Genomic DNA, 19,046 nt, shown 5'->3' with positions numbered 1-19,046 from the left:
CTACTCCCGAATCATGTGGATGTGGGGAATGCCATCTTCGAGGTAGCCTTCCCCGTGCTGGTGAAAGCCAAAGCCCTCGTAAAATTCTTTTAGGTACAGTTGGGCGCCAATCTGAATTGGTTGCGCCCCAAATAGCATTTCCACTACCGCAATAGACTGCCGCAGTAACTCGCGGCCCAGGCCATAGCGCCGGGCTTTGGGGCTCACCACCACGCGCCCAATACTGGCCTCGGGGTAGCTAATACCGGCTGCAAACAAGCGCGTGTAGGCCACTAGCTCACCGGCCTCGGAGTGGCCTAGCAGGTGATACGCCGCTTGGTCCTGCCCATCAATGTCCTGGAAAGCACAGGTTTGCTCCACCACAAATACTTCGGAGCGCAGCTGCAGCAGGGCGTAGAGCTCGGTAAGCGTGAGGGCATCGAATGGCTTGGTGGTCCAGGAGAGGTTCATAGATGGTAGGTACGAGAGGAAGTACAGAAGTGTAAAAGTAGGCCCTGCTCTTCCTGCAAGCACTAAAAAGTGAGAAACGATGCAAAGAAAGGCGTTCAGCTGGCCCAGCTCTGCCCGTAAGGCGCGCCGCTAAAGCACAAAAAGTTAGACGACAATAGGCCGAAATCAGGTGAGCCTACTGGTTTCCGTGGCGTATAACAAGCTATTTACTATCAGCCGTTGCATGCTGCAGGCTTCACTAATTCTAATCAAACCCGCATGGACTTCATCCGCTTGGGGGCCACTGGCCTCAAGGTTTCTAAAATATGCCTGGGCACCATGACCTACGGCACGCCCACCGACCGCTGGCCCTGGGCCCTAAACGAGGAGCAGAGCCGCCCCTTCATTCAAAAGGCTTTAGAACTAGGCATCAACTTCTTCGATACGGCCGATGTGTATTCTAATGGCGTCAGTGAGGAGGTGGTAGGCCGTGCCCTGCGCGACTTTGCGAAGCGCGACGAGATTGTACTAGCCACCAAGGTGTATAACCCCATGGGCCCGGGGCCGAACGATAAAGGCCTCTCGCGCAAGCACATTATGAGTGCCATTGATGCTAGCCTCAAGCGCCTTGGTACTGATTACGTGGACCTCTACCAGATCCACCGTTGGGACTACGACACGCCAATTGAAGAGACCCTGGAGGCGTTGCACGATGTGGTGAAGGCCGGCAAGGCGCGCTACATTGGGGCCAGCAGCATGTATGCCTGGCAGTTTGCGCAGGCTCTCTACCTAGCTGATAAGCACAACTGGACGCGCTTCGTGAGCATGCAGCCGCACTACAACCTGGTGTACCGGGAGGAAGAGCGTGAAATGCTGCCGCTGTGCCAAGACCAAAAGATTGGCGTGATTCCGTGGTCACCGCTGGCGCGGGGGCTGCTCACGGGCAAGCGCAGCAAGGAGCGCAACGAAACCGAGCGCGCCCGCACCGACGCCTTCGGCAAGAGCCTCTACGGCCGCGATGATGACTTTGCCGTGGCCGACCGTGTAACGGAAATTGCCGAGGCCCACGGCGTTCCTAATGCTCAGATTGCCCTGGCCTGGATGCTATCGAAGCCTGTTATTACGGCGCCCATTGTGGGAGCTAGTAAGCCCGGCCACCTCGAAGACGCCGTCGCTTCGCTGTCGGTGAAGCTCTCCAGTGAGGAAATCAAACGGCTAGAGGAGCTGTATCAGCCGCACCCCGTGCTGGGTTTTTCCTAATAACTAGGAAACAGCACACACGCTTGAGCATGGTGGCACCGGCTCTAGGCCACTAATCTATCATCCCGCCTGCAGCAAGGAATCTGGGTTACCCTCTACGGGTTGGCTCAGATTCCTTGCTGCGGGCGGGATGACAGGTTTGATGCTTTCTAGGCCAGGTCCTGCCCCACAATCTTACCTGCAAAAGCTTGCTGCAGCGTCCGGAGCATTAGGTTCCAAGCCTCTTGGGCAGGCTCTTTCGGGCCGAAGTGGGTGAAGGCATGATCTACGCCTTTGAACTCCCGATAAATAACCGGCACGCCTTGCTGGCGGAGCTTCTGGGCGTAGTCTCGCCCATCATCGCGCAGGAAATCATACTCCGCCGTGATGATGAGGGCCGGCGCTAGGCCAGTCACATCTTCGGCCAGGAGCGGAGACGCCAGCGGGTTGCTACGGTCGGCGGGGCAGGGGAGGTAAGCATGCTTAAAGAAAGCACCCAGTTCCGGCGTGAGCACCTGCTTGCGGCGGGGCAGAATGTGCTTCTGACTTTCGCGCTCAGCCAGGTTGAGCGAGGGGTAGTCCAGCAGTTGCAGTGCTAACCGAAACTCCTGCCGCTCGCGGGCCAGCAGGGCTACGGCCGCCGAGTAGTTGCCGCCGGCACTGTGGCCGCCCACGGCCAGATGACGGGCATCGAGGCCGAGGCTCTCGGCATGCGCGGCTACCCAGCGCACCACCTCATAACACTGCAGCACTGGTGTAGGGAAGGGCTGCTCGGGCGCCAGCACATAATCAACGTTAATGACCACGCAGGGCGTGTGATGGGCCAAGAAGCGACATAGCAAATCATCCTGCATGGGGTAGCCCAGCACAAACCCCCCGCCGTGCAGGTTCACGTACACTGGCAAGGGCTTCTTCGACGTAGTGCTAGGCCAGTAAACTGTAACGGGTACCTCCCCGTAGTTCGTCGGGATGGTGCGGTGCTCAATGGTCTGCATGGGTACTTTAGGGAAACCCAGGCGCTTGCTCCGTACGCCGCCGAAACTAGCCAGTAACCGCCGCAAGATGCCGAGCCTGATTTTGCCAGCTGTATTCACCGTGGCGCAACCATCGGGGCCAATGCTGTAGGGCGTACTACGATATACCCAGGTAAGCAGGCCCGCGCCTGCCACGGGCGCTAATGCCAGCAAGGCAGCTTTCGTTTTGTTCATAGCGTAAGACCGGAAGTGTAATGAACAGTCTCGGAAGTTGGTTGGTAGAGTGCGTGAAGCAGTCTGACTGACGACAGACCGCAAAAAGCCTCTTATACGGCATCAGCCGCCAATTAAGTCGGCGTTTTGTGGTTGATTTGATGGTGCAACTGGTCTAGAACAATCAGAGCAGAACGCTAGCCGTAGCCGCTTCAGCAGGAGGCTACAGGCATTGACCTATTGCCCCCAAACTGCGTAAGAAGCAGGGCGTATTGTAAAGGCAAGCGCCTAGTTTCCACTCAAGTACTTTATCCGATGAAAGCTCACCTGCTATGGCTGGCCTTAGCGCTGGCCGGTTGCGCGGCGGAACAAGCACCGCGCGCTCAGCTCACGCCCGGCGTCAACTTCTCCACCTACAAAACCTATAACTTCATGGACGTGAAAGCCCGCACGGAAGGCACCGCGCCCACCTACATCACAGGCGTGCCGGAGATAAAGCAGGCCGTAACCCAGGAGCTGGAACGCCGCGGCTACCGCCAGTCGAACACTCCCGATCTGTGGGTAAATATTGGGGTAGTCACTCAAGACAAGGTGCAAACCCGCGAAACCAACATCCGGGATGCTCCCCGCTACATTGGGCAGCGCAACTATCACTGGCAGAGTGAGCAAGTAGTAGTGAACCGCTACTCAGAGGGCACCGCCTCCATTGAGCTAGTGGATGCCGCCCGCAACGAGCGGGTATGGGAAGGCACACTCACCAGCATCATCTCCCCCAACTCCGACAAGCGGGCTAAACGCATTGATAAAGCCACGGCAGAGCTATTTGCCTCTTATCCGGTGCCGGCGCAGCAGTAAAGTAAAATTGTCTGGCATCAAGGGCTCTGGCCCGAGTAAGATTTGCGGTGCTAGGCCACTCTAATGCGAGTAGTAGGCCACACCCTAAAATTAAAAAGGCCCCAGGATTTCCTGGGGCCTTTTTGATGCGCTACTCTACAGCGCTTATTTGGTTAGCACAAGGTGTTGCGTTATGCTCTTGCCTTGGCTAATCAGACGACACGTGTACAGACCCGCGGGCAGGTTGGCACCGTTGAGCGTCTGCTCTACTACTTGGCCGGCCGTGGCAGTTCCCTCGTAGAGGGTGGCCACTACTTGCCCTAGGCTGTTGTACACGCGTACCTGCACGGGGCCGGTTTGCGAAGCCAAGAAGCGAACTTTCGCGGTGCTCGTGAAGGGGTTGGGGTAGGCCTCTACTTGACCAATGGCTGCCATGCTAGCCGCTGCTGAGTTTGTGCTGCTGGTGTTGCTGGCCAGGCGCTGAGCGGTGCTGTTACCGGGCTCGGTGCCATATACCAATTGACCCTTTACGTACACCGTTACCCGAGGCTGCTCGGCCAGCGGGCCGGCCTGACGATACGAGTAATCCCCGCTCTGGTCGTAGGCCACTCCGTATACCTGGTAGAAGGAAAGCTGCACGGCTCCCGTGTTGGTGCTGGGCTGGAACAGACCGAGGCTTGGCGAGAAACCAAGCTGCACGTAGGCCTGCTGACCCTGCTGGCCGCGCGTGAGCAGCACCTTCTCGCTGCCAATTGTGGCATAAGACACGGAGTACTCGCGCTGAGAAACCTGGTTGGGCTGCACCCAGTAACGGACGGTTACGTCTTCGTAAGGCACGGGCGAGTTGCCCAGGTTGCCGAGCTGCAGCAACACGCTGCCCGCGGGCGTTACGGTGGCACCCCGGTTCTCGGAGTAGGCCACCAGGCGCGTAGTTGCGGCTACTGCGGCCGGCTCTACGCCACCGATGAGCACGCCATTGCGGTACGCCGTGATGCGCGTAGTGGGCACATAGTCGCTGTTAGCAGTATACGAATAGTCGTTGGTCTCGTCAAAGTTCTTCCACTGCTGGTCGTTGATGTTGCTGAGGATGGGACCAGAAGAGCCGCCCGCGGGCAAGCTACCCGCGCCAGGCAGGAAGGAGTATTCTACGTAGCCGAACGCACCTTCGCGCGGCATGGGCTGCGCCACATAGCGCATGCTCACCAACTGGGTACCAAGCTTAGCCCAGTTCACATTCGTGGTCAGCTGTGAGTAGTTCTCGGGCGTCAGCCAATAGCGCAATGTCAGCTCCTGATAAGAAATGGCGGACGTACCGGTGTTCACAACCTGCAGATTAGGACGAATCACGCTGTTGGTAGGTTGGCCCAGATCACCGTTCTGGTACAGTACCTGCACGGATGGCGAGCAGGTATTGTCGGCCAACACTTCAACCGTCACGGTCTCAGAAACCGAGTTACCGGCCTTGTCAGTGACGGTAAGGGTTACTTTGTTGGGGCCAACGTTGGCACAGGTGAAGGTATTGGGGCTGATGGTCATGGAGGCAATACCGCAGTTGTCGGTGCTGCCGTAATCCACGTCCTCGGCGTAGATGGTACGCTTGCCATTTTCCAGCTTGGTTACAAAGCCAGATGCCAGAATTTTGGGTGGGGTCACGTCGCCCACGCAAGGGCTGGCCACGGCTGCCACGGCCTGCTCCGCTTGCACAAAGCCGTAGCCAGTGCGGAAATCATAGCCCGTATCAAATACACCCACCGTGAAGGGGTCGTCCATGTCCTGGGCGGTGCTGGTCAGCGCATCTTTCACCTGCTGAGGGGAGAGCGTGTTGCCCGCGGCCTGCTGCATAAGCGCGGCCACGGCCGCTACGTGCGGCGCAGCGGCTGAAGTGCCGAAGAAGTTGGGGAAGGCGTCGGGGTCCAGGGAAGTATCAGAGCCGAAGAACGTGTTGTTACCGCCATCGGGGCCAACTACCGACGGATTGCGGCGAACTTTGCTGGGGTCAATGCCCGTATTCACGCCGGAAGTGGTTATGAATACCGGTGTGCCACCCAGCGACGAAAACGTCTCTACTACTGGGCGTGTGATGTTGGTATTGAACTGCGGCGTGTTGTACCAAGGAGAAGCTCCCACCGAAATGGTCTTCGCAGCATTGTTGTGGCCTACTACCGTTGAGCCGGTGGTATTGAACTCCACAATATTAGAGTTACCAAACTCGATATACTTCAGTATTTCCGGATCGGGGCCAGCTACTTTCGTGATGGCTATTTCAATGGTAGCAGATCCCATTGAGGAGGCATTTAGCCCGATATACTCGAAGGGGTCAGCGCCCAGGTTATTAGCTCTCGATGAGAAGGCTAGGGCCCCGTTGAAGAATACTAATACGTCTAGGTTAGTTTGGGCCCCGGTGCCTCCGCTGACGGAGTAGAACGGATCAGCCCACTGCAGAGCTAGCCGAAGCTGGCCGCCTGCCGGAATAGTGATGGTCTGCCGGGTGTCGCCTCCGCCAAAGTCGTGCGCGACGCCGTAGTTAACTCCGCCGATAACAATATCTTGCCCGGAGTTGCGGAATCCTGACTGATACGAGCGACGGGCGGAGTTACCGGCCGCGCTAAAGTAGGATATGTTCCGATCTACTACCTGGTCAACGGCTTGCGCAATAATGCCATCTTGGAAAAAGGGCTCGGCAAAGTAATAGACATCATCCACGATGATGTTACACCCTTTATCAGCCAGCCGCAAAATGCCATTGGCAAACGAGGCCTGGCCTAGAAATGCCGTATTAAAGGCAATTTTGGCCCCAGGAGCTACATCATGCACAATTTCTGCCATAGCTCGGCCCTCGTCGCTGTAGCCCGCACCGGCATCTTCCAGCACTTCCACATCATTGGGCAGGTCGCCGGAGGCTACTCCAGCAGCCGGACCACCCGGGATAGAGCCGTAGCTGTCTGAGAGTACGCCCACCTTAGAGCCTACCCCCGTTACGGCCGACTTGGTGCGGACCTTCTCTGCGCCCAGCGATACATCTCCCTGCGACGTCACAAGGCCCTTGTTGTGCATGGGCTGGTAAGAGGGGACGGCATAGCGCAGCTGGCCTACAGTCTCCAACTCATCAATTTTACCAATGGGGAACAGGCCGGACACCATTCGCCCGAACGAAGCTCCGTTCTTTAGCCCTAACTGTTGCAATTGGCGAAGCAATGCCTGCCCGTTGGCGTCGTTGGCAACGGCTTCAATAACCACGTAATTGCCTTTGACCTGCAGTAAGTCAGCCTTTTGTAGGCCACCTATGGCAGGAGTACGAGACGCCGTAGCGGATTTGTTGACAAGTTCTCGCAGCTCAGAAGAGGCTTTGAACTTCTGGGGCGTGACCTTGCTGGTCTGGGCGAAACCAGTTGTCAGGGCGCTGAACAGCAAGCCCGTACAGGCGGCTAGTCTGCCCACGCGTAGTAATGTTTTCTTCATAAAGAGTAGAGGATAAGAAAGGAATTGATAGCACAATGTATAATTATATAAATATATAATGTAATTTCATTGATAAATGAAATGAATTAGGAATAGTCATATACACCTGATATTCAAGTATATCTCTAGCCTAGCGCCAGCAGTTGCAAATACCTCATCGCAACTAGGGAGCATAGCTATCTTCAACTATTAACTGTCCGGCTCTTGGCAAAACCCGTTTCCTTATGCTAAGCCACACAGGCTTCAGGTTAACACATATATTCCTTACTAATGGCACCTGTGCACGCCCGCCCCTGGTCAGATATTGAAGCACATTACCTCCATTGGGAGGAAGGAAAGGAACTGCTTAATGTAGTGCGCTATTGGCGAGCAAACGGTACCGCCGAGCGACTGTATGCCTACACTTCAATGTATTGGTTAGTGGTTAGCCTATATGAGCAGATCGAGCCGCACCGAGAGGCTTTGCATATCCGTCGGGAGCACACAGCTACCGATGGTTATCAGTGGGAATTAACCTATTATGCTCGTCCTGATCTGGAGGCTGAGTTTGTCCGGCGGTACCCCGCTGGTACCTTACGCGAAAAGCTCGACACGTTTTTGCATAATATTCGGTGGTAGCTATGGGAGGTTATTATTTAGGTAAAGGTACTTCTGCGGAAACATGGGCCTAGTTGTCTGACGCTGATAGCTTTTCCGGTGAAAGGCTGCTATCTTATTGTACAGTTGTTGTATATCTACTTGATAAGATGAGTTATAGGTTTGTTATTACTCAGAGAGGAAGGGCATCCTGCCTTCTCTTGTTTTTGCTATTGCTACAGCAACGAGCGCTAGCTCAGAAAGAGGCTACGTATTGGTTCTTTGGCGATAAAGGTGGCTGGGACTTCTCAGCCGGCGCTCCCCGTCCGATAACGGGCAGTGCCATGACGACCACGTTCCCCTCAGTCGTCATCTCGGATGGGCAGACGGGGGAACTGCTATTCTATTCTAATGGTGAACAGGTCTGGAACCGCCAGCACCAAGTAATGCCCCATGGCGAGGGCTTGCCCACCTTTCGGGATGTCTTCCAAGGAGCATTGACTCTACCGGTGCCGGGGCAGCCTCAGCAGTATTACCTCTTCACCCTCGGCCTCGCGTTGCCCCCGCCGGAGCGGGAAACGAATCTCTTTTATTCCCGCATCGATATGGGCTTGGCTGGTGGCTTGGGCGATGTAGTGGAAACAGAGAAGAATCGCCACCTCCCGGGTACTTTTACGGAACAGCTCACTGCCATTCGCCACGCTAACGGCCGCGATTACTGGGTACTGGTTCACGAGTGGCCGGGCGCGTACTTCCAAGTGTTCTTAGTAGACCCAGCCGGCGTGCGGCTGGCTCAGCGGGTGGCCGTGGGGCCAGAGCTACGCCGGACCGACTTCTTCCGGGCCCTTTCCGGTTTCCTGCGTGCCTCCCCCGATGGGCGCCACCTGGCCTATTCGACCCCTAGCCTAGAGATACCGCTGAGCTTGTTCGACTTTGACCCGGCCACAGGGAACATTAGCCACTTCATTTCCTTAGGGCAGTTGTTTGATGGGGGAGGGGTGGCTTTCTCGCCCGATAATACGAAGCTATATGCCCAGGATTATCGGTTCTTCAACCGGGAGCGGAGAGAGCGCAACGTTGTGGTGCAGTATGATCTGCAGGCCGGCGATGATGCGGCCATCGCGGCCTCGGGGCAAAGTGTGGTGGCGGGCAACCCGGCTACCAACATCAACTCTAGAGAGCAAAGCGTCTCTGGCTTTTATGCCTGGCAGCTAGGCCTAGATGGTCGCCTGTATGGGGCCAGCGGTTATGAGGATGCCACGACGTCGGTAATCGGTGACAAGTTGTATGTCATTCCCTACCCTAACCGGCGGGGCTATGCCTGTGGCATCCGGTACCAGACCGTAGACTTTCGCCCTGGCAGTCTGGGTCCAGGGCTACCTAATTTTTTGCAGCACTATTTCAACGGACTCGAAGCGCCGCCTGAGCCAGAAAGCCCATGTGAACAGGCGGAGGTGAGCATCTTTCCTAATCCCACCACTGAATCCTTCCGGGTGCAAGTCGGCGACGGTTGTGCCGCTCCCTATCGGCTGGCTATTTACGACGCGCTGGGGCGGCGGATTTTGGTACGGTCGATGACAGAAACCGCGCAGGATAAGCAGGTAAATATTGCCTTCTTGGCGGCCGGCGTGTATTGGGTGGAAGTGCAAGTGGGCTCTGCTTCCCGAAGCTGCCATAAGCTACTTAAGTATTGAGCAAAGAGGTGAGAACAGGATATTGCTATTCCTCCTTCCGATATGGGCTCGGGTAGCCAATCGATAACCTTGTTAAAACAAACCATTACGTTATATAATGCTGATAAATGGAAGCAATCAGAAGTGGCCTGCTAAGTAGTAAACGCCTACGGACCTTACTGCCCCACCTAGCAGTAGGCCTCCTGCTCTCGGCAAGCGGCTGCGGCGGCGAGCCGGAGCCGACGGGGATTTTTGGGGAATGGCAATGGATATCTAGCGTAGGAGGGCTCACGGGTAAAGACGTGCTGACACCCGCAATAGTCGGGGCGCAACGCACGCTTTCGTTCACGCGGGATAGTATGTTCGTGCAGTGTGATGCGGACCAGTGCAGCGTGCCCACCAAATTTATTCTGCGACAGGAGAGAAGCTGGCTTGATGCGCAACAGCACCTGATTCTTACCGTGCGGCGGCGGTTGTATCTAGCGGCTCCCGACACGGGGTTCGTGGTGTTGGTTAATCGGTACCGGGTGAGCGAGGTGTCTGGCACGCTGCGCATTGACCAGGAAAGACCTGATGGGTATGTAGAAACCTATTATAGAAAGTAAGTGGCCTAGCTTCAGCAAGGCGCCTATTATCTACGATTTCTGACCTACTAAGCAACAATGTATAGCTGTGACGAAAGACAAAAAATTGGGTATTTCTGAAAGGATAGCTATCGGAAACGTTACCGATTGTCTATCACAAACGATTAGATAGTTTATCTGGGGAGAAGGTCTTTTGCGGCTTTATTGGCGGTAATTGAAGGTTTCTATATTTGATGGTATCAGGGCAAGCTAAGACCGGCTGTTCTGCTCTTTCCATCATTCGCTCTTTTCACCCACTATGTCCCACTTCCTGAAGCCGGCCCTTCCCGCCTTGGCCGCGCTGTCCTTGCTCAACGCCTGCCAAAGCAACTCCTCCTCCAGCGAAACCGCAGCCAGCGGTACGGCCGCCGATACCAGCGCCACGGCCGCAGCCTCCACTACTGGCGGGCAGAAGTATCTGGCCAAGCCGCTGATCAAAGAAATCTACACTGCCGACCCCTCGGCTCACGTGTTCAACGGTAAAATCTACATCTACCCCTCGCACGACATTGAGACGGGGATGCCGGAGAACGACAACGGCGACCATTTTGCCATGCGCGACTACCACATTCTGTCCATGGACAGCGTGAATGGAAAAGTGACCGACCATGGGGTGGCGCTGGATGTGAAGGATGTGCCATGGGCTGGCCGCCAGATGTGGGCGCCCGATGCCGCTTTCAAGAATGGCACCTACTATTTGTACTTCCCCGTGAAGGACAAGCAGGACGTATTCCGGATTGGCGTGGCCACCAGCAAGTCGCCTACGGGTCCGTTCAAGGCGGAGCCCAAGCCGATTGAGGGCAGCCTCAGCATCGACCCGGCCGTGTTCACCGACACCGACGGCAAAACCTACATGTACATGGGCGGCATCTGGGGCGGACAACTCCAGCGCTGGCGTTCTGGTAAGTACGACGCCAGCAACCCCAAAATGCAGGAGCCAGGCGCCAAAGAAACGGCACTCGGTCCGAAAATGGCGCGCTTGAGCTCGGATATGCTGCGCTTTGATGAGCCGGTGAAGGAAATCCAAATTCTAGGCCAAGATGGCAAGCCCTTCCTGTCGGGCGACAACACGCACCGCTTCTTCGAGGGTGGCTGGATGCACAAGTACAATGGCAAGTACTACTTCTCTTATTCTACCGGCGACACGCACCTGCTGGTGTACGCCACCGGCGACTCGCCCTACGGTCCCTTCACCTACCAGGGTGTGCTCATGAACCCCGTGCAAGGCTGGACGACTCACCACTCCATCATCGAGAAAGACGGCAAGTGGTACCTCTTCTATCACGACACGGAGCTCTCCAACAAAACCTGGCTCCGCAACGTGAAAGTGACGGAGCTGAAGCGTAAGCCCGACGGTGGTTTTGAAACCCTCAACCCCTAAGTGGCCTAGCGTATCAACAACAGCAAGCCCGGATCTGCAGCGCAGGTCCGGGCTTGTTGGTTTTAGACTTTTTGAGCTTGACCCGTTTAGGGTAAACTGCCTCACTCTAGCACGTCATCCTGAGCAGAGTGAAGGACCTACTCACGTAAGAACAACTGGCCTAGCGCCTCGTGCCAACGTGATAGGATCCTTCCTTCGTCAGGATGACGTGCTTTGGGCAAGCGTGTATATTGGAACTGGCTACTACTGGCCTAGCGGCTGTTGGTTTTGTCTAGTACCTGCTGGATGTCCTTAGTGGAGACCTTCTGGCCGGTTTCGGCGGCACGGTAGATGGCTTGCAGAATCTGCACGTCGCGGAGGCCCATTTCGCCGGGCACGCGGGTGGGTTTGTTATTGAGGATGCAGTCGGCGAAGTCGTCCATCTGGCGGGCTTGCTGGGGCACGTTGGGCAGGTTCATGGGGCCTTTGCTGGTGCGGCCGTCGATGCCGCCGTACCCGAAGGCGGGCTGCAGCTCCAGGAAGCCTTTGCTGGCTTCGGCCCGCAGGAGGCTATTCATGTTTTCGGCGTAGCTGGTGCGGCAGTTGGCCACGGCGCCATCGGCAAACTGCATCTGCCAATTCACGCCGGCCTCTACCTCCTTAAACAAGCCTTTGGGGTCGGGGTTGGGCGCCAGCTTGGCCGTGACGGAAACCGGCAATTGGCCTTTGGTGTAAATCACGCCCTGCACACTGTAAATGCCCATATCCATGAGCGGACCGCCGCCGGCCAACTCTTTATCCACGCGCCAGGGCGTATCGTTGCCAAAGCGGAAGCCATTGTCGGATGTGAGCTTGGTGATAGGTCCGTAGGCCTGTTGCTGGCCCAGGCGCATCATTTCCTGGTGGTGAGGCTCAAAGTGCAGGCGGTAGCCTATGCTGAATTTCTTGCCCGCTTTCTGCATGGCTGAAATCATGCGGCGGCACTCCTCGGCAGTAGGGGCCATGGGCTTCTCGCAGATGACGTGCTTGCCCGCCCGCGCGGCCCGCTCCACGTACTCGGCGTGCAAGCCTACGGGTAGCACTACATAAATGATGTCAATATCTGGGTTGTCGACAATGCGGTCGAAGGTCTTGTAATCGTAGACGTTTTTGTCGGGGAGGCTGTACTGCTTTTTCCATTGTGCCGCTTTGTTGGGCGTACCCGTGACGATGCCGGCCAGCTTGCAGAGCTTGGTTTGCTGCAGCGCGGGTGCCAGCTGGCCCGTACTATACTTGCCCAGGCCTACCAGGGCCACACCCAGTTGCTTGCCGCTTTGTAGCGCATCCAGGCTGGCGGGCCCGTAGCTGATTTCTTCTAGCCACGATAACGGCCCCCCTATAGCCGAGGTGCCGACCAGGGTGGCGCCCAGGCCTAAGGATAAAGTCCGCATAAACTCCCGGCGGGAGGCGGCAGAAAACTGGTCAAAAGATTTCATAGCGCACTGGTTAGTTCCTCCATGCGTACCTCGCTCATCGGCTGTAGGTTACGTAGATGGGGCTCATCCGGCGTTAAACCAGTGAAAAATGCCTTTAAGCCGCTAACAATGCGTTTAGCGAGAAGAGTGAGGGTTGCTTAAACCATTTATAAGAATGGGAAGCAACCCCAGGCCTAGCACCACTCGCCGGTGTCGCCACGGAATACCCGGCACCAAGCTGCTGACGGCAAGAAACACCGGCGCGCCTACAAGCCCAATACGGATGTGCGTGCGGAAGCTGAAGACGGGGAAGGGGCCGGGCGGTGGAAAGTTGGTGAGGGCCGCCGTGGTACCTTCCAGCAGGCCGTTGGCCGCAATTAGGGCGGCAGCTTTCCGGTTGTGGCGCCACATCCAGGCAGCCAGCCCCAGTATAGCCGGAAAGGCCCACGCGTCGAAGTACGCGTGGGCCTTGGGCGAAATAGGTTGAGGGAAGTGCAGCATATGGTACCTAAGAGCTGGCAGGCTATGCGGTTCGGTAGAGTAGAAAAACAGCCTAGGGCTTAGGCTGTGAACTAGTAGCCTAGACCTGCGCAACAACAGGCTCGTCTGCCTCAATGCTGTTTTCCTTGGTGGTGATGCTGCTATCAGCATCAATCCTGCTAGTGCCATTGCTGGCGTTGCGTGATTTGGTGAGCAGCCAGGCGACAGTGCTCAGGCCGGCTACAGCGGCGGCGGCCAGCAGCGGGTGCTTCTCGGCTTTCACGTAGAGGCTACGGGAGCGGAACCAGCCCTCGTGCGAGCCACGCTCGTGCAGGCCGTAACCGGCTTTATGCAAGGCACTGGTTTCGGCATTGCGCGAGGGCCGTTTGGGGTCCAGCTGCGTTGGGTAAATCAGGGCCTCCATTACTTTGTCCATGATGCGCGGAGCCAGGTGGCCAGCCAGCGTGAGGGCTTTGGCCTGAAAGCCCACGTACATGTCGCGCTTAGGATGGGCGGCCGCAAATAGGATAGCCTCCGCTACGGCCTCGGGTGGGTACACCATACCGCGGTGAGCTACCTGCTGCTCAAAATAGCTCTGGGCGTGTTCGTTATAGGGCGTGTCGATGCGGCCGGGGTGAATAAGCGTAACGGAAACCGGCGCCTTTTCTACCTCCAGCTCCATGCGGAGGGCATTCGTCCAGCCGTGCAGGGCGTGTTTGGAGGCGCAGTAAGTGGACTGTACCGGCGTGGCCCGGTCGCCGAAGAAGCTGCCGATGTTGATGAGGGCACCGGGCTCCTGGCGTTGCTTGTAGTGCTGCACCGCCAGCCGGGAGCCGTACACCGTACCCCAGAAGTTGGTGGCGAACATGCGCTCCATGTCGGGAATGCTCACCTCATCGCAATGCCCGAAAATGGATACACCCGCATTGTTTACCCACGTATCAAAGCCTCCAAACTCCGCCTGAGCGGCTGCGGCCAGCCGCATCATATCCTCCTCACTACCCACATCGGTAGGTACTGCCAACGCTTGTCCGCCCTGGCTATTAATTTCCTGAGCTAGTTGGCGCAATGCCTCAGCGTTGCGGGCGGCTAACACCACTCGGGCGCCCTCTTTTGCGGCCATACGCGCCGTTACAAGGCCAATACCGCTGGAAGCGCCCGTAATAACAATAGTTTGTTGGTGAAGCGGTTTGAGCTTGAGGTTCATGCTGTTCATAGCCACAGAAGAAAAGCGCCGATAAAAAGATAGGTGTAGGTGCGGCTTCAGATAGAAGCCTAGAGCTCAGGCCGACTTTCCCACAAAGCCTTCATCACCACCCGAAGCCGCAACCTACGAGATAGGCAGTACGGCCTTACCAGCAGGTCGTTATTGTCGAGTAGAACAAAAAAGTGGCCTAAGCTGCACGCTAGGCCACTTTTAGCATGGTTCTGATTAAGCTGCTTGTAAGGCAGTCAGAGCAGAGGGAGGGCTTCTGGCAGGTTGCTATAAAGTCCGCACGTAGGCCGCCATTTTCTCGCGGGTGGCTTCGTCGGGTAACGGACCTTCGGCGGCGCGCAGGTTGTCCTGGAGGTGCGCTGGGTTGCTGGTACCGGGAATCACACACGTAACGGCGGGGTGGGAAAGAATGAACTTCAGCAGGAACTGCGCCCAGCTGGTAATGCCCAGCTCCGCGGCCCAGCCGGGCAGCGGGTGGTGGCCTACGCGGGTAAGCAGGCTGCCTTCACCATAGGGGCGGTTGATGAGCGTAGCCACTCCACGGTCGGCGGCGGCTGGGAGCAGGCGCTGTTCGGCATGGCGGTCGAGAATGGAGTAGTTGAACTGCACGAAATCGAGGGGCTCCTGGGAGAAAACGCGCTCCAGCTGCTCGTGCATGCCATCGGTGTAGTGCGTGATGCCCAGGTACCGAACCCGGCCCGCCGCTTGCCACTCCCGCAGGGTGCGCAGGTGAGTTTGCCAGTCCACCAGGTTATGAATCTGCAGCAAATCCAGAGAGGTGCGGCGCATCTTGCGCAGGGAGTCCTCCATCTGCCGGATGCCCGCCTCGCGCCCTTGAGTCCAGACCTTGGTGGCGTAGAAGAAGGCGTCGCGGCTTGCCAGTTCTGCAGTCAGGTCGCCCACTACTTCCTCGGCCCGGCCATACATGGGCGAAGAATCAATGACGCTGCCACCGGCAGTGTGCAGCACCTCCAGAGTTTGCTGAAGAGGCGGGTACGCCGCTTTACCACGAACGTCAAAAGTTTGCCAGGTGCCCAGCCCAATGGCAGGCAGGGGCTGTTGGCTGGAAGGGATCAGGCGGGTGAGCATAGCGAAGGAGATTGAGCGGTTACGGCATCGCGCTAGGCCAGTGACAGGCACTGGGGCGGCCTTTGCCGGAGTGGGATTATACCGTGAAATAAGCCTAGAGGCCATCTATCGAGGGCAGAATACGTACTAAGACTACCGTTCAATTACTCACTCAACCGTCTATGCGTTACAAAAAGAAAAAGCGTAATACCAACACCTGGGTTGGCGCTTCTCTGGCTGTGTTAGCAGCCGGAGCCGTGCTGAGCTACACCCAAAAAACCTGGCCTTTCAACATGAGCAACAAACCCGCAGGAGACCAGTCTGGCTCCAATAACTCGAAAAACACGTCTGGCCAAGCCGGACAAGGTGGCGCCCAGCCTCAAGTAGATGTTGAGCTCACCAACGAAGTAGCAGAAGCTACCCAGTCGAGCCCGAGCACTGAAGGCGACTTCACCAACGAAGGCGCCACCGGCAACAACGACTAAGCGACAGGCTAAAAAAGCCTAAAAGGACGTCCTGCTACGCTAGTCGAAGCAGGACCTCCTTTTTTCTGGTTGGCCTTTCCGTAAACGATTTATCAAAAGCTGACCTCCTGAGCAAAAGCACGGAGGGCAGCTTTTGTAGTTTTTACTGTTGACGTAGGCCTGCTAGCAAGGCCGGTGCTCCTTGCCGGAGGCGGGCTTTTTCGGTAGTCGTGGGGGTAGGTTTCAAGAGCAGATCAAACAGCGGGCGTTGTGCTGCTGGCAGCCCGGCCCGCTTCACGCGCTGGTCTTGGGGTTTCATGCGCCGGACCATAGCCGTGGCCTCCTGAAGGGCCTGCTCGGGGCTTGGGGCCTTGGGGGCGCTGGCTACTGGCCTAGTGGCCGTGCCGCCGCCTATGTAAGTGAACTCCAGCAGGCAACCTTTGCAGCTAGTGCCCTTAGGAGCATCTTCCGAGGGCCCTGAGGTGACAGTGGTACTGTCGGTGAGGAGGTAAAGCCGGGTGCCATCCGGCGAGACGGTCACGTCGCGGTAGCGGACGGGGGCCTTGAAGTATATCAGTGTGTCGCCGACGATGCGGCGGCCATCTGGCGCGAGCTGCAGCCGAATGAGCTTGCCCTTTTTGAGCGTCGGGACGAGCAAGGAATTTTGCCAGCCGGGAATGGCCGCGGCCGTGTACGCAGCCAAGCTGCTGGGCGCCTCAGAGTTCCAGGTTGGCTGCTCCGGGGCCTTCTCCCGGATGCGGGTGAGCACGGTAGTCAGGAACTGGTGGGTTAGGGGGTAAAACGTGGTGAGGGGCTCCCGGTAGGCGGCCCCCAGCGCTTTTGCATTGGCCTGCTCACTACCAATAGTAGGGTAAGTGGTGTGCCAGGGGCCGGGCAGCGTAGCGCGGTCCGAAGCTGCTGCGGCCAGGCCGTTGTAGTTGCCATCGGCGAAGCCCAGCACCAGCGGATGCCCGTAGTTTTTGCCCTTCTCAATCAGGTTGATTTCATCATCGGAAAAGGCCCCGTGCTCGGAGGAGTACAGCTGCCCCGTACCACCCACCACGGCGTAGGCCAGTCCCTGCGGATTGCGGTGGCCTAGGCTCCAGACAGCATTCTGCCGTGGGCCATTAAACGGGTTGTCGTTCGGAATCCAGCGGTCGTACTGGCCGGGGTCCGTATCAGGCTCGGCGTTGAAGCGGAGCACTTTGCCCTCGTACACATCGGGGCGCTGGGCGTGGTTGGGGCGGCCCCCGTTCTCGAACTGTCCGGCGCCCAAGTCGCCCACCGTATAGAAAAGGTAGTCGCGGCCATTTACGGGGGCCAACAGCAGGCGGCCGGCGTTGTGGTCGTTGCTAGCCGGAATGGAGTCGCAGAGAATTTGGGGTCGCACTAGGGTTTGGGCCGTGGCATCGTACTCGTAGCGCACCACGCGGCCCGTGAAGAAGTTGCCGCCGTAGTTGGGGGCGCTGCCGTTGCCCGGCTGCTGCGCCCCCGCAAACCGGTAGATGTAGGCCAGGTACACGAAGGGCTTGCCCTGCAACAGTTGTGGGTGCACAGCCAAGCCCATCAGGCCACCCTGGGGCCAGGGCTTGCCGCCATCCACGGTATCCGGAATCTTATCATAACGCGGAAACTCGCGGGCTTTGCTGAGGTCGAGCACCACCTTACGAGCTCCCGTACCCGGCTCAATCCGACTAACCCGGTAGCCGCGGGCTTCCGTCACCCACAGGGCCTGATCGGGGGCGTAGACCACAGCCCACGGGTCGCTGAGCTGGCGCACGAGTACGCGCGAAGAGAACTGCTCACCGAGCGGGCCTTTTAGTATTTCCTGGGCATGAGACTGGCCTAGTAAGCCTAGCCAAAAGCCGCCTAGCAGAATAGATGGTAACCGCATCAAAGCAGAGGTAACGGGGTAGAGAAAGTGCCAGCTGGCGGCCTTCCTTACCCACTTCCCCAGTACTAGGTTATGCTTGAGCTGCTGTTTACTCGTCTTCCGGGAAGGTGCCCATGCCGCCGCTTTCAAAGTCGGCAATGGCTTGCACCAGCTCCTGGTTGGTGTTCATCACGAAGGGGCCATACGTGGCCAGCGGTTCCTCAATGGGAGCACCGGCCAGCACCAGCAGTACGGCATCGGTAGTGGCTGTGAGGTGGATGTCGGTGGAGTCCCACCCGAATACTACTAGCTGTTTGGTGGTGGCGGCCCGGTCGCCGTGCAGGATGATGTCGCCCTTTACCACGTAAATGCCCACGTTGTAGTCGGCGGGCAGGCGCAGGGTGGTCTGGTTGCCTTGCTGCAGGTGCACATCAAGCAGGGTAATGGGGGAGAAGGTTTCGGCAGGGCCAGTAGTGCCCTCATAGGTGCCCGCAATTACCCGAATCTGGCCTAGACCATCGGGGGTGGCAACGGCCGGAATAGAGGTGCCCACAATGTTCTGGTAGCGGGGTGGGGCTAGCTTATCCTTCTTGGGCACGTTCACCCAAAGCTGTAACAGTTCCAGGGTACCGCCGCGCTTGGCAAACTCCTTCTCGTGGCGCTCCTCGTGCAGCAGGCCCGCGCCGGCCGTCATCCACTGCACGTCGCTGGGGCCGAGGGCTCCGGTGTGGCCGGCGGTGTCGCGGTGCGCCAGATAGCCCTCGTACACCACCGTTACCGTTTCAAAGCCGCGGTGGGGGTGGGGGGGCGTGCCCAGAGGAGCATCAGTGGGTGCCACGGCCATGGGGCCGGTATGGTCGATGAGCAGGTAGGGGCTGAGCTGACGGATGCGTGGCCCCGGCATGGGACTGGTCACATCAAATCCATCCCCCACGAATTTCTTGTTGCCATCAATTACCTGAAAAATGCGGCGGCCGGTAGAGGTCATAACTGCGAAACGGTGTGAAGCTTGGTAAAGTAGACTGTAATAAACGTTGGGAGGGTAAATAGTTACGGCAGCAGTTGTCCGCAGTACCTCAAGCCAGTCAGCTACAGCCGAGCTCCAGAACAG

At 57.6% G+C, this 19,046-nt stretch carries 16 protein-coding genes; 7 read left to right on the top strand and 9 right to left on the bottom strand.

The features are described from left to right. Positions 1-450, bottom strand: coding sequence for a GNAT family N-acetyltransferase (locus EU557_RS16855; protein ID WP_135531624.1), 450 nt, complete (start codon positions 448-450; stop codon positions 1-3). A 258-nt stretch (positions 451-708) separates the two neighbouring features. Between EU557_RS16855 and EU557_RS16850 the strand changes: the two genes are divergently transcribed. Beyond that, the gene (locus tag EU557_RS16850) at positions 709-1,689 is read left to right on the top strand and encodes an aldo/keto reductase (RefSeq protein WP_135531623.1); all 981 of its coding nucleotides are present in this window, start codon (positions 709-711) and stop codon (positions 1,687-1,689) included. A 149-nt stretch (positions 1,690-1,838) separates the two neighbouring features. Here EU557_RS16850 and EU557_RS16845 read toward each other — a convergent pair whose 3' ends face one another. Beyond that, entirely contained in the window at positions 1,839-2,876 is a 1,038-nt protein-coding gene (locus tag EU557_RS16845; RefSeq protein ID WP_135531622.1) for an alpha/beta hydrolase, read from the bottom strand. 294 nt (positions 2,877-3,170) lie between these two features. Between EU557_RS16845 and EU557_RS16840 the strand changes: the two genes are divergently transcribed. Beyond that, the gene (locus EU557_RS16840; protein ID WP_135531621.1) at positions 3,171-3,710 is read left to right on the top strand and encodes a DUF4136 domain-containing protein; all 540 of its coding nucleotides are present in this window, start codon (positions 3,171-3,173) and stop codon (positions 3,708-3,710) included. 144 nt (positions 3,711-3,854) lie between these two features. On the opposite strand, the gene EU557_RS16835 is transcribed toward EU557_RS16840, so the two are convergent. Continuing rightward, entirely contained in the window at positions 3,855-7,148 is a 3,294-nt protein-coding gene (locus EU557_RS16835) for a cellulose binding domain-containing protein (protein ID WP_135531620.1), read from the bottom strand. A 270-nt stretch (positions 7,149-7,418) separates the two neighbouring features. Here EU557_RS16835 and EU557_RS16830 point away from each other — a divergent pair, with 270 nt between their 5' ends. The 4 genes from EU557_RS16830 (at position 7,419) to EU557_RS16815 (ending at position 11,401) form a co-directional block, all read left to right on the top strand. Then, entirely contained in the window at positions 7,419-7,766 is a 348-nt protein-coding gene (locus EU557_RS16830; RefSeq protein ID WP_135531619.1) for a hypothetical protein, read from the top strand. Positions 7,767-7,957: 191 nt separating this feature from the next. Next, complete coding sequence (locus EU557_RS16825; RefSeq protein ID WP_167855244.1) at positions 7,958-9,418, top strand: T9SS type A sorting domain-containing protein; 1,461 nt, start codon at positions 7,958-7,960, stop codon at positions 9,416-9,418. A gap of 107 nt (positions 9,419-9,525) precedes the next feature. Beyond that, positions 9,526-10,002, top strand: coding sequence for a hypothetical protein (locus EU557_RS16820; RefSeq protein ID WP_135531617.1), 477 nt, complete (start codon positions 9,526-9,528; stop codon positions 10,000-10,002). 277 nt (positions 10,003-10,279) lie between these two features. Beyond that, entirely contained in the window at positions 10,280-11,401 is a 1,122-nt protein-coding gene (locus EU557_RS16815) for a glycoside hydrolase family 43 protein (protein WP_135531616.1), read from the top strand. A gap of 251 nt (positions 11,402-11,652) precedes the next feature. On the opposite strand, the gene EU557_RS16810 is transcribed toward EU557_RS16815, so the two are convergent. The 4 genes from EU557_RS16810 to EU557_RS16795 all read right to left on the bottom strand — a co-directional run bounded on the left by EU557_RS16810 (position 11,653) and on the right by EU557_RS16795 (position 15,619). Then, complete coding sequence (locus tag EU557_RS16810) at positions 11,653-12,855, bottom strand: Gfo/Idh/MocA family protein (protein ID WP_135531615.1); 1,203 nt, start codon at positions 12,853-12,855, stop codon at positions 11,653-11,655. Positions 12,856-12,969: 114 nt separating this feature from the next. Beyond that, positions 12,970-13,335, bottom strand: a complete 366-nt coding sequence (locus EU557_RS16805; protein WP_135531614.1) for a hypothetical protein — start codon at positions 13,333-13,335, stop codon at positions 12,970-12,972. Positions 13,336-13,414: 79 nt separating this feature from the next. Then, positions 13,415-14,530 (bottom strand): SDR family oxidoreductase, encoded by a 1,116-nt coding sequence (locus tag EU557_RS16800; RefSeq protein ID WP_210116072.1) that lies wholly within the window; start codon positions 14,528-14,530, stop codon positions 13,415-13,417. Between the two features lie 267 nt (positions 14,531-14,797). Then, positions 14,798-15,619: an aldo/keto reductase gene (locus tag EU557_RS16795; protein ID WP_210116071.1), complete on the bottom strand. Its 822-nt coding sequence runs from the start codon at positions 15,617-15,619 to the stop codon at positions 14,798-14,800. Positions 15,620-15,780: 161 nt separating this feature from the next. On the opposite strand from EU557_RS16795, the gene EU557_RS16790 reads away from it, so the two are divergent. Then, on the top strand, positions 15,781-16,083 hold the full coding sequence (locus EU557_RS16790; RefSeq protein WP_135531612.1) for a hypothetical protein: 303 nt from the start codon (positions 15,781-15,783) through the stop codon (positions 16,081-16,083). 142 nt (positions 16,084-16,225) lie between these two features. Here EU557_RS16790 and EU557_RS16785 read toward each other — a convergent pair whose 3' ends face one another. Both EU557_RS16785 and EU557_RS16780 read right to left on the bottom strand, forming a co-directional pair. Beyond that, the gene (locus tag EU557_RS16785; protein WP_135531611.1) at positions 16,226-17,956 is read right to left on the bottom strand and encodes a PQQ-dependent sugar dehydrogenase; all 1,731 of its coding nucleotides are present in this window, start codon (positions 17,954-17,956) and stop codon (positions 16,226-16,228) included. Between the two features lie 88 nt (positions 17,957-18,044). Then, positions 18,045-18,923: a pirin family protein gene (locus EU557_RS16780; RefSeq protein ID WP_135531610.1), complete on the bottom strand. Its 879-nt coding sequence runs from the start codon at positions 18,921-18,923 to the stop codon at positions 18,045-18,047. Positions 18,924-19,046 lie beyond the last annotated feature (123 nt).

This window comes from Hymenobacter wooponensis (assembly GCF_004745865.1).
GTDB lineage: Bacteria > Bacteroidota > Bacteroidia > Cytophagales > Hymenobacteraceae > Hymenobacter > Hymenobacter wooponensis.
This window is presented reverse-complemented; position numbering and strand designations above follow the sequence as displayed.

Excerpts from the sequence above, each read along its gene's own strand:
- EU557_RS16785 (WP_135531611.1), bottom strand. The coding sequence starts at position 17,956 with ATGCGGTTACCATCTATTCTGCTAGGCGGCTTTTGGCTAGGCTTACTA.
- EU557_RS16840 (WP_135531621.1), top strand. The coding sequence starts at position 3,171 with ATGAAAGCTCACCTGCTATGGCTGGCCTTAGCGCTGGCCGGTTGCGCG.
- EU557_RS16845 (WP_135531622.1), bottom strand. The coding sequence starts at position 2,876 with ATGAACAAAACGAAAGCTGCCTTGCTGGCATTAGCGCCCGTGGCAGGC.
- EU557_RS16810 (WP_135531615.1), bottom strand. The coding sequence starts at position 12,855 with ATGAAATCTTTTGACCAGTTTTCTGCCGCCTCCCGCCGGGAGTTTATG.
- EU557_RS16800 (WP_210116072.1), bottom strand. The coding sequence starts at position 14,530 with ATGAACAGCATGAACCTCAAGCTCAAACCGCTTCACCAACAAACTATT.
- EU557_RS16855 (WP_135531624.1), bottom strand. The coding sequence starts at position 450 with ATGAACCTCTCCTGGACCACCAAGCCATTCGATGCCCTCACGCTTACC.
- EU557_RS16815 (WP_135531616.1), top strand. The coding sequence starts at position 10,280 with ATGTCCCACTTCCTGAAGCCGGCCCTTCCCGCCTTGGCCGCGCTGTCC.
- EU557_RS16835 (WP_135531620.1), bottom strand. The coding sequence starts at position 7,148 with ATGAAGAAAACATTACTACGCGTGGGCAGACTAGCCGCCTGTACGGGC.
- EU557_RS16780 (WP_135531610.1), bottom strand. The coding sequence starts at position 18,923 with ATGACCTCTACCGGCCGCCGCATTTTTCAGGTAATTGATGGCAACAAG.
- EU557_RS16795 (WP_210116071.1), bottom strand. The coding sequence starts at position 15,619 with ATGCTCACCCGCCTGATCCCTTCCAGCCAACAGCCCCTGCCTGCCATT.
- EU557_RS16790 (WP_135531612.1), top strand. The coding sequence starts at position 15,781 with ATGCGTTACAAAAAGAAAAAGCGTAATACCAACACCTGGGTTGGCGCT.
- EU557_RS16830 (WP_135531619.1), top strand. The coding sequence starts at position 7,419 with ATGGCACCTGTGCACGCCCGCCCCTGGTCAGATATTGAAGCACATTAC.
- EU557_RS16850 (WP_135531623.1), top strand. The coding sequence starts at position 709 with ATGGACTTCATCCGCTTGGGGGCCACTGGCCTCAAGGTTTCTAAAATA.
- EU557_RS16820 (WP_135531617.1), top strand. The coding sequence starts at position 9,526 with ATGGAAGCAATCAGAAGTGGCCTGCTAAGTAGTAAACGCCTACGGACC.
- EU557_RS16805 (WP_135531614.1), bottom strand. The coding sequence starts at position 13,335 with ATGCTGCACTTCCCTCAACCTATTTCGCCCAAGGCCCACGCGTACTTC.